Here is a 13,352-nt window from a genome sequence, read left to right as displayed (position 1 = left end):
GAGCTTTGAATGCTTGACGCCATTAACGACTTCCTCTCCGGAAAGGTTTTGATACCTTTGGTTCTCGGACTCGGGAGTTATTTCACCATCCGGTCAAAATTTGTTCAGTTTCGATACTTCGCCCATATGGTCTCGGTATTACATTGCAGTTGGCATACGGGCAATCACCACTTGAGTTCATTCCAGGCGTTAACGCTCAGCCTTGCGGGTCGCGTCGGAACCGGGAATATCGTAGGCGTTGGCATTGCGGTGAGCATGGGCGGCCCCGGTGCGGTGTTCTGGATGTGGATGACCGCTCTGCTGGGTATGTCGAGCAGCTTCTTCGAGTGCGCACTGGGTCAACTCTATAAGCGCTGTGATGGAAATGGCCTGTATCGAGGGGGACCTTCATGGTACATCCAGCATGGTCTTGGTAAGCGCTGGCTTGGAATGATTGCCGCTCTCCTGCTTCTGGTCACCTTTGGCTTTGCTATAAACGGCCTGGAATCCCATGCCGTATCACACTCGCTAAATGATGCATTTGCTCTGTCAACCACTTGGTCCGGGCTCGCATTATCGTTGGTGCTGGGAATGGTATTTATTGGCGGTATAAAGCGGATAGCGGCGGTCTCGGATCTTTTGGTTCCGCTTAAGGTTCTCGCTTACATTGGCGTGACGTCCTACGTAATCGTGCTGCAGTTTGACCAGGTTCCGGCCATATTAATGACGATTGTCAAAAGTGCGTTTGGACTGGATCAGGCCTTTGGCGGGCTCGTCGGCAGCGCAATTATAATGGGCGTACGGCGTGGAGTATTCTCCAATGAAGCAGGATTGGGCAGCGCGCCCAATGTTGCATCGGTGGCGAAGATCGAGCACCCGGTTGCACAAGGTGTGGTGCAGGCCTTCAGCGTCTTTATTGACACCTTCATCATCTGTACATGCACCGCGTTACTCATACTGCTTTCAGGTTTCTACACACCCGGTTTCGAGGGCGATGGTATAGCTTTGGCACAACACTCGCTGGCGGCAGTGGTGGGTGAATGGGGAAGGATGTTCATCAGTATCGTATTGGCCTTGTTTGTCTTCACCGCGATGCTCTACAACTATTACCTAGGTGAAAACAGTTTACGATTCATATTTGGCGAACCTCGAAAAACATTATTCGCCTACCGTGTATTCGTATTAGGGCTGGTGTTCTGGGGTTCTGTCGAAGATTTATCCACGGTACTCGCATTTGCCGATATCACCATGACATTGCTGGCCTTGGTCAACCTAATCGCTATGGCCCTGCTGTTCAAAGTCGGTATGCGCATCTTGCGTGACTACGACGAACAACGTCGTGCAGGTATCAAAACTCCTGTTTTCGACTCAAGTAAATTCCGAGATCTGGATCTCGATTTTATGGCCTGGCCAGCGAGAACGAATAGCCCTGATGTATTGACGCATCCTGAAAACCTTCCTGGCAACGCGCCAAGCCCTAAGCCCATATGAAATAGCAAGACTGCTGAGCCGAAGTAATTTCATACCGGCTCAGCAGCACAGCAATACCACGATTGTTTTCCACAAATAAAAAATAAATAGCGCTACGGTTCTATCATGGCTCAAATACTCTTAAGGAATTCACCAATGAATCGATATCAACCCCTGAAAGCAAGCGCATCTACAACCCCAACCTTTTACATAGACTCACACGTTGCGCCCAATCATTTGTTTGAAGATGCCTGTTTCAGAATTCGTGCCGCCACCAGCCTTTTAGAAACGCTGACATCCGCCACTGTCAAAAACACCAATGATGCAGACCTGTATCGCCTGATGCTGCCTGTTTATGTATTACTACAGGATGGCCTCGACACATTGGATCAAATCACTTTAACCGCGGAGTAAATCATGGCCAACCCGGTAACCAATGAGATGCTCAAAGCGGCAATGAAAAAAGCAATCGAAATAGGACTTATACCTCGCCACTCACACTTGGATGGCTATTTGAAAAGTTGGGAGAGTCTTGGACTAGTCATTCAAGCGGCTCTTGAGGCGACACCCTATAACAGATGAGTCTCATGGGGCTGTGCAACAGGAGGGCCAAAAGATGCAACCTGGGAATAATCCACCACGGACGCAAAAATCGCTGGCAATCCGCACCTCTGATATGCGCCACTAGCCCCATTCATTGAAACAGCTGAAACGTCGCGACCACGGGCCGCGGCCAGCATGGAGAGACCCGTTATGAGCGAGAGCGTATTTGGCGATCGCATCGTGCAGAACCTGCTCGACACCGACTTTTACAAACTGACGATGATGCAGGCGGTGCTGCACAACTACCCTAACGTCGAAGTCGAATGGGAGTTTCGTTGCCGTAACAGTGAGGATTTACGCCCGTACCTGGCGGAAATCCGTTACCAGATCGAGCGTCTCGCCGAACTGAGCCTGAGCGCCGACCAGTTGAGTTTCCTGGAGCGCATCAGCTTCATGAAGCCGGATTTCCTTCGATTTCTTGGCTTGTTCCGCTTCAACCTGCGCTACGTCCACACCGGCATTGAGAACGGCGAGTTGTTCATCCGCCTGCGCGGGCCGTGGCTGCATGTGATTCTGTTCGAAGTACCGATGCTGGCGATCGTCAGCGAAGTGCGTAACCGCTATCGCTACCGGGAAGTCGTTCTGGAGCAGGCCCGCGAGCAGCTCTATCGCAAGTTCGACTGGCTGACCGCCAACGCCAGCAGCGACGAATTGTCCGAGTTGCAGGTTGCCGATTTCGGCACCCGGCGCCGCTTTTCGTACCGAGTGCAGGAAGAAGTGGTGAACGTGCTCAAGCACGATTTCCCTGGGCGCTTCGTCGGCACCAGCAACGTGCATCTTTCCCGCGAGCTGGACATGAAACCGCTGGGCACCATGGCCCACGAGTGGATCATGGCCCATCAGCAACTCGGCCCACGGTTGATCGATAGCCAGATTGCCGCCCTTGATTGCTGGGTTCGCGAGTATCGCGGCTTGCTGGGGATCGCCCTGACCGACTGCATCACCACTGATGCTTTCCTCGGTGACTTCGACCTGTATTTCGCCAAGCTCTTCGACGGCCTGCGCCACGACTCCGGTGATCCGGTGCTCTGGGCAGAAAAAGCCATCGCCCGCTACCACAAGCTCGGCATCGACCCGATGAGCAAGACGCTGGTGTTCTCCGACAGCCTGACGCTGCCCAAGTCCCTGGAAATATTCCGGGCGCTGCGCGGTCGGATCAATGTCAGTTTCGGCATCGGCACCAACCTGACATGTGATATTCCGGGTGTCGAACCGATGAGCATCGTGCTTAAAATGACCGCCTGCAACGGTCAGCCCGTGGCAAAGATTTCTGATGAACCTGGCAAGACTCACTGCAAAGACCCGAATTTCGTCGCCTACTTGCGACACGTTTTCAAAGTACCTGCCTCCATTCCCAGCACATCTGGCATTTCAAGCAAGGAGTGAATTCATGCAAGCCGTACAGCGTGAGATTGCTGATCAGCTCAAGGTTCAGCCGCCGTTCGCCGATCAAGCAGCCCTCGAGGCTGAAGTCGCCCGGCGGATTACCTTTATCCAGGATTGCCTGGTCAATTCCGGGCTCAAGACCCTGGTGCTGGGCATCAGCGGCGGCGTCGATTCCTTGACTGCCGGCCTGCTGGCCCAGCGGGCTATGCGCGAACTGCGCACCCGCACCAGTGACGACAGCTACAAGTTCATCGCCGTGCGCCTGCCGTACGAAACCCAGTTCGATGAACACGACGCCCAGGCCTCAGTGGATTTCATCGCCCCGGACGAACGCCACACGGTGAACATCGGCCCGGCGGTCAAATCCCTGGCCAGTGAAGTTGCAGCGTTCGAAGGCAAGCACGCGGTTTCGGTGGATTTTGTGCTCGGCAACACCAAGGCGCGGATGCGCATGGTCGCCCAGTACACTATCGCCGGTGCCGCCCATGGCTTGGTGATCGGTACTGACCACGCGGCGGAAGCGGTGATGGGTTTCTTCACCAAATTCGGTGACGGCGCCTGCGACTTGGCACCGTTGAGCGGTCTGGTGAAAAATCAGGTCCGGGCGATTGCCCGAAGCTTCGGTGCGCCGGAATCGCTGGTGGAAAAAATCCCGACGGCCGACCTGGAAGACTTGTCGCCAGGCAAACCGGACGAAGCGTCCCACGGCGTGACCTATGCCGAGATTGATGCATTCCTGCACGGCGAACCAGTGCGCGACGAAGCGTTCAAGATCATCTGCGACACGTACAAAAAGACTCATCACAAGCGGGTGATGCCTTTCGCGCCTTGATTTGAGAGGTGTCTGCCCGCGAAGAACGATGACGCGATCAAACGTCAGGCACAAAAAAGCGTCCCAAGCGGACGCTTTTTTATGCGTGCGATTCGATTACTTCAGGGTAACCGTGCCTTTCATCATCGAGATGTGGCCCGGGAACGAGCAGAAGAACCCGTAGGCTTCGCCGGCAGCCAGTTTCGACACGTCGAAGGTCACCGAATCTTTCTCGCCAGCACCGATGATCTTGGTGTGGGCGATGATGCGTGCGTCGCCTTCCGGCAGGTAGTTCTTGTCGATACCTGCGGCCAGGCCAGCAGTAGCGATTGGCTGCATGTCAGCTTCTTTGCTCAACACCCAGTTATGGCCCATGACGTTTTTCGGCAGGCTGCCGGAGTGGGTCAGTTCGACGGTGAAGGTCTTGCAGCTCTTGTCGATTTCAATGGCCTTAGTGGCGTAGGTCATCTGATCAGTGGAGTCGATCGTGGTCTTGCACTCGGCAGCCATCAATTGGCTGCTGGCCAGCGTCAGCAGGGATACCGCAACAAGTTTGGCAAACATGGTGAATCTCCAAGGCAGGGTTAACGAAAACTCGAATGGACAGAAGACTGCCTGAAATCTTCGCAAGTTCCTATGACTTGAGTCAAAAATTGTATACAACTTTCGAGCTATGACACTCATCGAAACAATCTAACAGCCAGACGTCTGGGCCGGCCCTATCCTCAAGCCCTCATCACTTAGACGGAGCCTCTGTCATGTCCATCAACAGCCTGTTGTGCAGTTTGCTCGCCGCCTACGCTTGTGGCGCCAGCGGTACCTACGAAACACCTACACGCGAGGTTTAACCCTTGGAGCGTCGCTTCCATGCCTTTACTCTGTGGCCATCCTGACCCTGGAGCAAGGCATGTCTATAGCGTCCGTTTGTGTATTTTGCGGTGCCAGCACTGGCACTGACCCGGCTTATCGTGAAGCGGCTGTCGCCTTGGGGCGAGCATTGGCCGAGCGCAAGCTGACCCTGGTCTATGGCGGCGGCGCCGTCGGGCTGATGGGGATCGTCGCTGACGCGGCACTGGCGGCCGGGGGCGAAGTGATCGGGATCATCCCGCAAAGCCTCAAAGACAAGGAAATCGGCCACAGCGGCCTGACGCGCCTGGAAGTGGTCGACGGCATGCATGCGCGCAAGGCACGGATGGCTGAACTCAGCGATGCGTTTATCGCTTTGCCCGGCGGCCTCGGCACGCTGGAAGAACTGTTCGAAGTCTGGACTTGGGGCCAGCTCGGCTACCACGGCAAGCCGCTCGGTTTGCTCGAAGTAAACGGTTTCTATAGCAAATTAACCGCTTTTCTTGATCATATCGTCGGCGAAGGCTTCGTTCGCGAACCACACCGTGACATGCTGCAAGTGAGCGAATCGCCGCAAACCCTGCTCGACGCACTGGACGCCTGGCAACCCTCGATCCTGCCAAAATGGGCCGAGCAAAAACCCAGCTAACGGCTAGGCACCGATACAGGGCAGAATATGCGCCGCTCAACCTCACCTTCGACCCCAGAGGATCGCCCATGGCTAAACCTAATTATTCCTTCGCCAAACGTCAGAGAGACTTGGCCAAGGAGCAGAAGAAAGAGGAAAAGCTTCAGCGCAAGAAAGCTACAGCTGAAGAAGAAGCAGCAGCACTGAACCCGGATGCAGAAGGTGAAGTGGCGGCAGAAGATGATGTTGAAGCACCGAAAGATCAGGCGCCTGACGCCTGAGACCCTCAGAGCCCGATGATCTGATCAGGCTCACCGGATCTGTGTCCAGGGTCAGCAGTCTTGCTGCTGACCCTCACAGGCCCAACGCTTTATAAATCGAATCGCGATAGCCCTTGGGCAAGTTGGCCGGCAAACGCGCCGGATCAAACAGCCCGATCTCCTTGTGTTCATGACTGATCGTCGGCACAAAACCGCCCAGCAACTGGCAGCGGTAAGTCGAGATGAACACGTGTTTACCGGGGATCACCTCGAACAGATACGAATCCAGCGGCTCTCCCACCTCCACCTCGACGTCCAGCTCCTCGGCGATTTCCCGTGCCAGGCAGATCGGTGGCGTTTCGCCCAGCTCAATTCTTCCGCCGGGTAACTCCCATTCGTCGCGCTCGTTGAGCATCAGCACGACCAGGCCTTCGGGGGATTGCAGGACGCCTTTGATTGAAACCGGGAACATTGGATTTCCTCTCCAGCAAATGCACCACATTGGATCTTGGTTAATCCAGCGGCATCACGGTGACTCTGACTTCCGGGTCATGGCTCCCACCGCCAAGTATCACTCCGCGCAACGGCGAGACATCGGAAAAGTCCCGGCCCCAGGCCAGCGTGATGTGTTCCAGCGCCGGTTGCACGTTGTTGGTTGGATCGAAATCCACCCAGCCGAGTACCGGACAAAACACCGAGACCCAAGCGTGGGATGCATCGGCGCCAATCATCCGTGGTTGCCCCGGTGGTGGCTGGGTCAACAAATAACCACTGATGTAGCGCGCCGCCAAACCACGGGAACGCACACACGCCAGCATCAAGTGCGCGAAGTCCTGACAGACGCCGCGCCGGCGTTCCAGCACTTCCACCAACGGCGTCGCCACCTGGGTGGCCTCGGCATCGAAGGTGAATTCGCTGAAAATCTTCTCCATCAATGCCTGGACGCCCAACAGCAGAGGCCGACCCGGTGGAAAACAGCTTTCCGAGAACTCGACGAAGTTGCGCTTCAAATGCACGTACGGTGATTCGAAACGATAGCGACAGGCTTCCAATAACTGGGGCGAAAGCGGCTGACTGCTGTAAGTCAGCGCATTGCGGGTTTCTTCCCAGGCCGGCGATAGATTGAAATCCAGGGTCGGTCGGGCCAGTACTTCGACGGTTAGCTCCGCGTTCACCAGCAACTCATCGTGGGGACGCTCGAACGCCAACCGAGTAAGCGGATTGCCAAACACGTCCAGTTCATCGCGACGGGTCGTCGGGTCCGGGCTGATCAGCAACGCCTGCGCGGTGCAGCGCTGCCAGTCGCAGGCACGCGGCCACAAGTGCGCCAGTTGCTGAGCCAGGGACACCGGGCTGTCGTAGTGATAATGGGTATCGTGGAAAATCTGGTAACGGGCATTCATCAGACGGACACCGTGCGCTGGCTGACATCATCGACATGGGCAAAATGGCGCAAGGCCAGGCGATCCGAAACCTGGCCGCTGGCATCGGCGATTTCTTGCAGCAGATCAGCCAGACCTTCGACAGCCGCGTGGACACTGGCCTCACCAAACAACGAGTTCTCCAGGCAACCCAGGTCGAAGTGCGCCAAACGCTCGACCAATTGCGGCAAACACGCCTCGCGCGGGACACCGAAATCGTCGTTCAGGCGTTTCAATGTGCGGGTCACCAGTTTCAACTGGAACAGCACCGCGTGGGGGTTCTGCTCATCCAGCAGCAACAGGTCGAGCACCGGGATCAATTGCGCCACGGCCAAATACCGCGAGCGGTAGGTGATGCTGCTGTTACCCAGCTCCAGCAACCACTCCAGCCCGGCCTGATCGAAAGCCCCGGCACCGCGCAGAAACGCCGCCAAACTGCCACTGAGAAACTGCAGTCGCTCGATCCGCCGGCCGATCATCAGGAAACGCCAGCCTTCGTCCCGGGTCATGTCGTCCAGGGCAAAACCGGACAGCGCCGCCAGCGACATGACCAAGCGGTTGAGGAAATCCAGCAACTCGCCGAAATCCGGCTCTTCGGTTTCAAGCTCCATGGCCTCGCGCTGCAACTCCACCAGCGCCTGCCAGTTTTCCCGCGAGAGCTTGCCGCGCACTTGCGAGGCCGCCCACTGCAAGCGTTGCAGGTTGGAACGCAGGCTGAACGGCCAGTCATCGCCGAGCAGCGCCGCCAACAAGCGTTCCGGCAACTCGCCTTCGTCGGGCAACAGATTCAGGCGCTCACCGAGATCGACCGCCGCTTCCAGGGCTTGCGGGTCATCGCCGTCGACATAACGCGCCAGCATGATCCGCAGCAGCCGCGCACTGTTATCGCAGCGCTCGCAGTAACGACCAAACCAGAACAGATTCTCGACCACCCGCGACGGCAGATAGGGATCGCGCCGCACCAGATCGTGGACACCAATCGTGCGCTGGGTTTTCCATTGTTCGCCGCTGGGGGCTCGCTCGCCGAGCACCCAGGTGTCCTTGCTCGCACCACCGCGCTGCATCGACACCACTTCGGCATCGGCCTCGGCTGCCACCCGGGTCAAGCCGCCGGGCAATACCCGATAGCCATCGCGACTGGCCACCGCGTACACGCGCATGCCGATGGCTCGCGGTTGCAACTGACCGTCCTCGGCTTGCCAGATCGGCGCTTGGGACAGTTGCGCCAGTTCTTGCGCGACATAGGCGTAAGGCCGCGCCTGCATGCGCTCGGCCAATGCTTGACGCTGTTTTTCACTCAAATCACGGCCAAACACCGGCGCAAAGCTCTGGGAGGGAAATGCCGGTTTGATCAGCAACTCCGGCAACTTTTCCAAAGCTTGAGCCAACACTGGCGCTTCCCCACACCACCACGTGGCGATGGACGGCAGGATCAGTTCTTCGCCGAACAGGAACTGATTGATCCTTGGCAGAAAGCCCAGCAGACCCGGCGATTCCAGCACGCCGCTGCCCAACGCGTTGGCCACCAGCACCCGGCCCTGACGCACCGCTTCCAGCAACCCCGGCACGCCGAGGGCCGAGTCGGTACGCAGCTCCAGCGGATCGCAGAAGTCATCGTCGAGGCGCCGCATGATCGCGTGAACCCGGCGCAGCCCGCTCAAGGTTTTAAGGTAGACGGTGGCATCGCGCACCGTCAGGTCGCCGCCCTCCACCAGTGGATAACCGAGTTGGCGCGCCAGATACAAATGTTCGAAATAGCTTTCGTTGAACCGACCCGGTGTCAGCAGCACCACCAGCGGCGCTTCATCGTCACTCGGCGCTTGGCGAGCCAGGGTTTCCTGCAACGTGCGGAAGAACCCGGCCAGGTGCTGCACCTTCAAATCGCGATACAGCTCGGGAAACGCCCGAGACACGATGGTGCGGTTTTCCAATGCGTAACCCGCACCGGACGGCGCCTGGGTCCGGTCCGCTGTCACCCACCAACGACCGTCGGGAGTGCGCGCCAGGTCCACGGCGTACAGATGCAGAAACGCCCCGTCCGGCGGTGCAATACCCTGACACGGCCACAGGAAGTTGTTGTGACCGAACACCAGCTCCGCCGGCAGCAGCCCTTCGGCGATCAAACGCTGCGGACCATAAAGATCCGCCAACACGGCATTGAGCAAGCGTGCCCGCTGAGCAATCCCTGCGGACAAATGCTGCCACTCATCAGCCGCAATGACATGGGGCAACAGGTCCAGTTCCCACGGGCGATCGGCGCCCTTGGGGTCGGCGTAGACGTTGTAGGTCACGCCGTTTTCCTGGATCTGCCGGGTCAGCAAAGCCTGGCGCTGCACCAGTTGCGTCGGGGTGCTGCGTTGCAATTGGTCGAACAGCCGACGCCAATGCGGGCGCACGGCGCCGCTGTCGTCGAGCAGTTCGTGATAAGTGCCCGCCGTCAGCGGGTAGCGGTCAAGCAGGTCAGGCATGGAAAGCTCGGCAGACAACAAAGAACGGTCAGACTAACGCAGGCTCATGACGCCCGGATATACGAAAAATCCGAGCGTCGCGTAGGGCTTAGAAACGTCGCAAATCGAGTGTCATCGGCAACTCGTCATTAATCGTCACGTTCGGTATAGGAAGTTTCCCTGGGGTGTGTCCGACTCGGAAGAATCGAGCCATCCTTCGGCTCTCGGCCTCATTGGCATTCACCGGCAGACTGTCGTAGTTACGCCCGCCCGGATGGGCGACGTGGTACTGACAACCACCCAGCGATCGCTCCATCCAGGTATCGAGCAAGTCGAACACCAGCGGCGCGTGGACCGGGATTGTCGGTTGCAGGCAGTTGGACGGTTGCCAGGCACGGAAGCGCACGCCTGCGACGAACTCGCCGACTCGCCCGGTGGGTTGCAACGGCACCGGGATGCCATTGCACGTCAGCAGATAACGCTGTGGCGCCAGGCCGGTGAGCTTGACCTGCAAGCGCTCCAGCGACGAATCCACATAACGCACCGTGCCACCGACCGCGCCCTCCTCGCCCAGTACATGCCAAGGCTCCAGCGCCTGACGCACTACCAGTTCGATGCCACTGACGGCGTAATCGCCGACCTTCGGAAAGCGGAATTCCAGGTGCGCGGCAAACCACTCGGCCCGCACCGGATAACCCGCCGCATTCAGGTCGACGATGACATCGGCGAAATCCTGCTCGATAAAGTGCGGCAACAGGAAGCGATCGTGCAGCTCGGTGCCCCAGCGCGCCAGTTTCGGCGGTGCATAAGGTTCGCGCCAGAACCGCGCCACCAGCGCCCGCAGCAATAACTGCTGAGCCAGGCTCATGCGTGCGTGAGGCGGCATTTCAAAGGCACGCAATTCCAGCAATCCGAGACGCCCGGTGGCGCCGTCCGGCGAATAGAGTTTGTCGATACAGAACTCGGCGCGGTGGGTGTTGCCGGTGACGTCGATCAACAGGTTACGCAGCAAGCGATCCACCAGCCACGGCGCGCATTCCTCTCCCGGCTTCGGCATTTGGGCGAAGGCGATTTCCAGTTCGTACAACGCGTCGTTACGCGCTTCGTCCACCCGTGGCGCCTGGGACGTAGGACCGATGAATAATCCGGAAAACAGGTAGGACAAGGACGGGTGGTTATGCCAGTAGCTGATCAGGCTGCGCAGCAGGTCGGGACGGCGCAGGAACGGTGAGTCCGCTGGGGTCGCGCCACCGAGTACCAAATGGTTACCGCCGCCGGTGCCGGTGTGCCGACCGTCGATCATGAATTTCTCGGTGGTCAACCGGGTCTGGCGCGCTTCTTCGTACAGGAACTCGGTGCGCTCCACCAGTTCGTCCCAAGTCGCGGATGGCTGCACGTTGACTTCGATCACGCCCGGATCCGGGGTGATGCGGAAGTTGCTCAGGCGCGGATCGCTTGGCGGTTCATAGCCTTCCAGTAATACCGGGCAATGCAACTCCTGAGCGGTAGCCTCGATGGCGGTAACCAGCTCCAGATAATCCTCGACCCGTTCCAATGGAGGCATAAACAGGTACAACCGCCCTTCTCGAGCCTCGGCGCAGAATGCGGTGCGGGTCAGCCAGTCGGCAGATTCGTCGACTTTCGGTTCACGCTCAACCGCTTCGGCCGGCACGCCCGGACTGTTCAATGCGACGGTGTCGGGAAGTATCGGGAATTCCTGGTTCGGATCATTGGGATGGATAAACGGATACTCCGCCGCTTTCACCCAAGGCTGTGAACCGAGCGGTAAGCGATAACCCAGCGGCGAATCCCCCGGCACGAGCCGGCAATGTTCTTCGCGCAGGTACCAGCGACCACTTTGCCATTGATCGCCCTTGGCGGTGCGCGCCAGCGGCAGGACCTGGCCGATGACCTTGTCCAGCCCCTGGCTGAAGACTTTGCGCAGTCGCGCACGCTCCAAAGGTTCTTCCAGACGCGAGTCTTCGGCGCTGACGTTCTGCGGCAAAGTGCCTTCTCGCCAGAGGTAATAGAAATTGTCTTCGTAGGCTGGAAACACAAAACGTGTCGGAATTTTCAGGCGTTCGGCGACACTCGCCAGAAAACGCCCGGCCAGTTCGCCATCTGCGCCGTAGTCTTCCTGCTCATCGGCGATCAGCGCGCTGTTGTGCCAGATCGGCACGCCATCCCGGCGCCAGTAGCAGTTAAGCGACCAGCGCGGCAGTTGTTCGCCGGGATACCACTTGCCCTGGCCGAAATGCACCAGGCCTTTTGGCGCGTAATGTTTGCGCATCCGCTGGAACAATTCGGCGGAGAGGCGACGCTTGTCCGGCCCGAGCGCTGCGGTGTTCCACTCGGCGCCGTCCGGATCATCGATGGACACGAAGGTCGGCTCGCCGCCCATGGTCAGGCGTACGTCGCCCTCCAGCAGATCAGCATCGATCTGCCGGCCCAGCGCCTGGATCGCCAGCCATTGGTCTTCGGTGTAGGGTTTTGTTACCCGCGGCGCTTCCCAAATCCGCTCCACGGACATTTCGTGGGTAAATTCGCACTCGCACGGTTCCACCAAGCCACTGATCGGTGCCGCAGAGCCCGGATCGGGACTACACGCCAACGGAATGTGTCCTTCCCCGGCAAACAGCCCTGAGGTCGCGTCCAGGCCAATCCAGCCGGCGCCGGGCAAATAGACCTCGCACCAGGCGTGCAGGTCGGTGAAATCCACGTCCGTGCCGGACGGGCCGTCGAGGCTTTTGACGTCGGCGGTCAGCTGGATCAGATAGCCAGAGACAAAACGCGCCGCCAGCCCGAGATTGCGCAGCAATTGCACCAGCAGCCACGCTGAATCGCGGCAGGAGCCAGAGGCGTGTTCGAGGGTGTGCTCGGGGGTTTGGACGCCGGGCTCCATGCGGATCAGGTAACCGATGTCTTCGCTCAGACGCTGGTTGAGCGCCACCAGGAAATCCACGCTGGGCAGCGGCGTGCGGTCGATACCGTCCAGATAGGCCTTGAACTTCGGCGTCAGGGGCAAGGTTTCCAGGTACGGCGCCAGTTCTTTACGCTCATCGGCGGCGTAAGTGAACGGGATCTTTTCCGCGTAGGGCTCAAGGAAAAAATCGAACGGATTGAACACCGCCATTTCCGCCAACAGGTCGACTTCGATCCGCAGCTCATCGGTTTTCTCCGGAAACACCAGACGCGCCAGGTAATTGCCCTGGGGGTCCTGTTGCCAGTTGATGAAGTGCTGCTCGGGCGAGACTTTCAGCGCATAGGACAAAATCCGCGTGCGACTGTGGGCCGCCGGGCGCAGGCGAACGATCTGCGGACCGAGCTCGACGGCGCGGTCGTAGCGGTAATGTGTGACGTGATGCAATGCGACATGAATCGACACGGCGTGCCTCCTGCGAGCCTAAAGCGTATTCGAAAGCGCGCAAGACTTATGCCACCCAGCAGCGCTGGCGCTTTCACAGATTTGCTTAGGGCAGTACAGCACCAAAATCGGGCAAT

At 58.4% G+C, this 13,352-nt stretch carries 12 protein-coding genes; 7 read left to right on the top strand and 5 right to left on the bottom strand.

The features are described from left to right. The first annotated feature begins 9 nt into the window (after positions 1–9). The 5 genes from RHM58_RS11415 to nadE all read left to right on the top strand — a co-directional run bounded on the left by RHM58_RS11415 (position 10) and on the right by nadE (position 4,270). Positions 10–1,470 carry an alanine/glycine:cation symporter family protein gene (locus RHM58_RS11415; protein WP_322270407.1) on the top strand — a complete coding sequence of 487 codons (1,461 nt, stop codon included), beginning with the start codon at positions 10–12 and terminating at the stop codon, positions 1,468–1,470. A gap of 135 nt (positions 1,471–1,605) precedes the next feature. Next, positions 1,606–1,863 carry a hypothetical protein gene (locus tag RHM58_RS11410; RefSeq protein ID WP_322270406.1) on the top strand — a complete coding sequence of 86 codons (258 nt, stop codon included), beginning with the start codon at positions 1,606–1,608 and terminating at the stop codon, positions 1,861–1,863. A 3-nt stretch (positions 1,864–1,866) separates the two neighbouring features. Then, positions 1,867–2,031: a hypothetical protein gene (locus RHM58_RS11405; RefSeq protein WP_201255691.1), complete on the top strand. Its 165-nt coding sequence runs from the start codon at positions 1,867–1,869 to the stop codon at positions 2,029–2,031. A gap of 171 nt (positions 2,032–2,202) precedes the next feature. After that, positions 2,203–3,438: a nicotinate phosphoribosyltransferase gene (gene pncB, locus RHM58_RS11400; RefSeq protein WP_322270405.1), complete on the top strand. Its 1,236-nt coding sequence runs from the start codon at positions 2,203–2,205 to the stop codon at positions 3,436–3,438. A 4-nt stretch (positions 3,439–3,442) separates the two neighbouring features. Beyond that, positions 3,443–4,270, top strand: coding sequence for an ammonia-dependent NAD(+) synthetase (nadE, locus tag RHM58_RS11395; protein ID WP_201200159.1), 828 nt, complete (start codon positions 3,443–3,445; stop codon positions 4,268–4,270). A 96-nt stretch (positions 4,271–4,366) separates the two neighbouring features. Here the strand turns inward: nadE and azu are convergent, their stop codons facing one another. After that, a complete protein-coding gene (azu, locus tag RHM58_RS11390) occupies positions 4,367–4,813 on the bottom strand; it encodes an azurin (protein WP_201200156.1) in 447 nt (148 codons plus the stop codon). A gap of 343 nt (positions 4,814–5,156) precedes the next feature. Here azu and RHM58_RS11385 point away from each other — a divergent pair, with 343 nt between their 5' ends. Both RHM58_RS11385 and RHM58_RS11380 read left to right on the top strand, forming a co-directional pair. After that, entirely contained in the window at positions 5,157–5,744 is a 588-nt protein-coding gene (locus RHM58_RS11385; RefSeq protein WP_322270403.1) for a TIGR00730 family Rossman fold protein, read from the top strand. 68 nt (positions 5,745–5,812) lie between these two features. Next, positions 5,813–6,004, top strand: coding sequence for a hypothetical protein (locus RHM58_RS11380; RefSeq protein ID WP_018928487.1), 192 nt, complete (start codon positions 5,813–5,815; stop codon positions 6,002–6,004). Positions 6,005–6,077: 73 nt separating this feature from the next. Here RHM58_RS11380 and RHM58_RS11375 read toward each other — a convergent pair whose 3' ends face one another. The 4 genes from RHM58_RS11375 to RHM58_RS11360 form a co-directional block, all read right to left on the bottom strand. Next, the gene (locus tag RHM58_RS11375) at positions 6,078–6,455 is read right to left on the bottom strand and encodes an NUDIX hydrolase (RefSeq protein WP_201255692.1); all 378 of its coding nucleotides are present in this window, start codon (positions 6,453–6,455) and stop codon (positions 6,078–6,080) included. A gap of 40 nt (positions 6,456–6,495) precedes the next feature. Further along, positions 6,496–7,386 carry a transglutaminase family protein gene (locus RHM58_RS11370; protein WP_201200154.1) on the bottom strand — a complete coding sequence of 297 codons (891 nt, stop codon included), beginning with the start codon at positions 7,384–7,386 and terminating at the stop codon, positions 6,496–6,498. Beyond that, complete coding sequence (locus RHM58_RS11365) at positions 7,386–9,872, bottom strand: circularly permuted type 2 ATP-grasp protein (protein ID WP_201200152.1); 2,487 nt, start codon at positions 9,870–9,872, stop codon at positions 7,386–7,388. The genes RHM58_RS11370 and RHM58_RS11365 overlap by 1 nt, the downstream gene beginning before the upstream one ends. An 88-nt stretch (positions 9,873–9,960) precedes the next feature. After that, on the bottom strand, positions 9,961–13,236 hold the full coding sequence (locus RHM58_RS11360) for a DUF2126 domain-containing protein (protein ID WP_322270400.1): 3,276 nt from the start codon (positions 13,234–13,236) through the stop codon (positions 9,961–9,963). Positions 13,237–13,352: the final 116 nt, after the last annotated feature.

The sequence above is a fragment of the Pseudomonas sp. 10S4 genome (genome assembly GCF_034344865.1).
GTDB lineage: Bacteria > Pseudomonadota > Gammaproteobacteria > Pseudomonadales > Pseudomonadaceae > Aquipseudomonas.
The sequence above is the reverse complement of the archived record's forward strand: the minus strand, read 5'-3'. Positions and strand labels throughout refer to the sequence as shown.

Excerpts from the sequence above, each read along its gene's own strand:
- RHM58_RS11415 (WP_322270407.1), top strand. The coding sequence starts at position 10 with ATGCTTGACGCCATTAACGACTTCCTCTCCGGAAAGGTTTTGATACCT.
- RHM58_RS11410 (WP_322270406.1), top strand. The coding sequence starts at position 1,606 with ATGAATCGATATCAACCCCTGAAAGCAAGCGCATCTACAACCCCAACC.
- RHM58_RS11405 (WP_201255691.1), top strand. The coding sequence starts at position 1,867 with ATGGCCAACCCGGTAACCAATGAGATGCTCAAAGCGGCAATGAAAAAA.
- pncB (WP_322270405.1), top strand. The coding sequence starts at position 2,203 with ATGAGCGAGAGCGTATTTGGCGATCGCATCGTGCAGAACCTGCTCGAC.
- nadE (WP_201200159.1), top strand. The coding sequence starts at position 3,443 with ATGCAAGCCGTACAGCGTGAGATTGCTGATCAGCTCAAGGTTCAGCCG.
- azu (WP_201200156.1), bottom strand. The coding sequence starts at position 4,813 with ATGTTTGCCAAACTTGTTGCGGTATCCCTGCTGACGCTGGCCAGCAGC.
- RHM58_RS11385 (WP_322270403.1), top strand. The coding sequence starts at position 5,157 with ATGTCTATAGCGTCCGTTTGTGTATTTTGCGGTGCCAGCACTGGCACT.
- RHM58_RS11380 (WP_018928487.1), top strand. The coding sequence starts at position 5,813 with ATGGCTAAACCTAATTATTCCTTCGCCAAACGTCAGAGAGACTTGGCC.
- RHM58_RS11375 (WP_201255692.1), bottom strand. The coding sequence starts at position 6,455 with ATGTTCCCGGTTTCAATCAAAGGCGTCCTGCAATCCCCCGAAGGCCTG.
- RHM58_RS11370 (WP_201200154.1), bottom strand. The coding sequence starts at position 7,386 with ATGAATGCCCGTTACCAGATTTTCCACGATACCCATTATCACTACGAC.
- RHM58_RS11365 (WP_201200152.1), bottom strand. The coding sequence starts at position 9,872 with ATGCCTGACCTGCTTGACCGCTACCCGCTGACGGCGGGCACTTATCAC.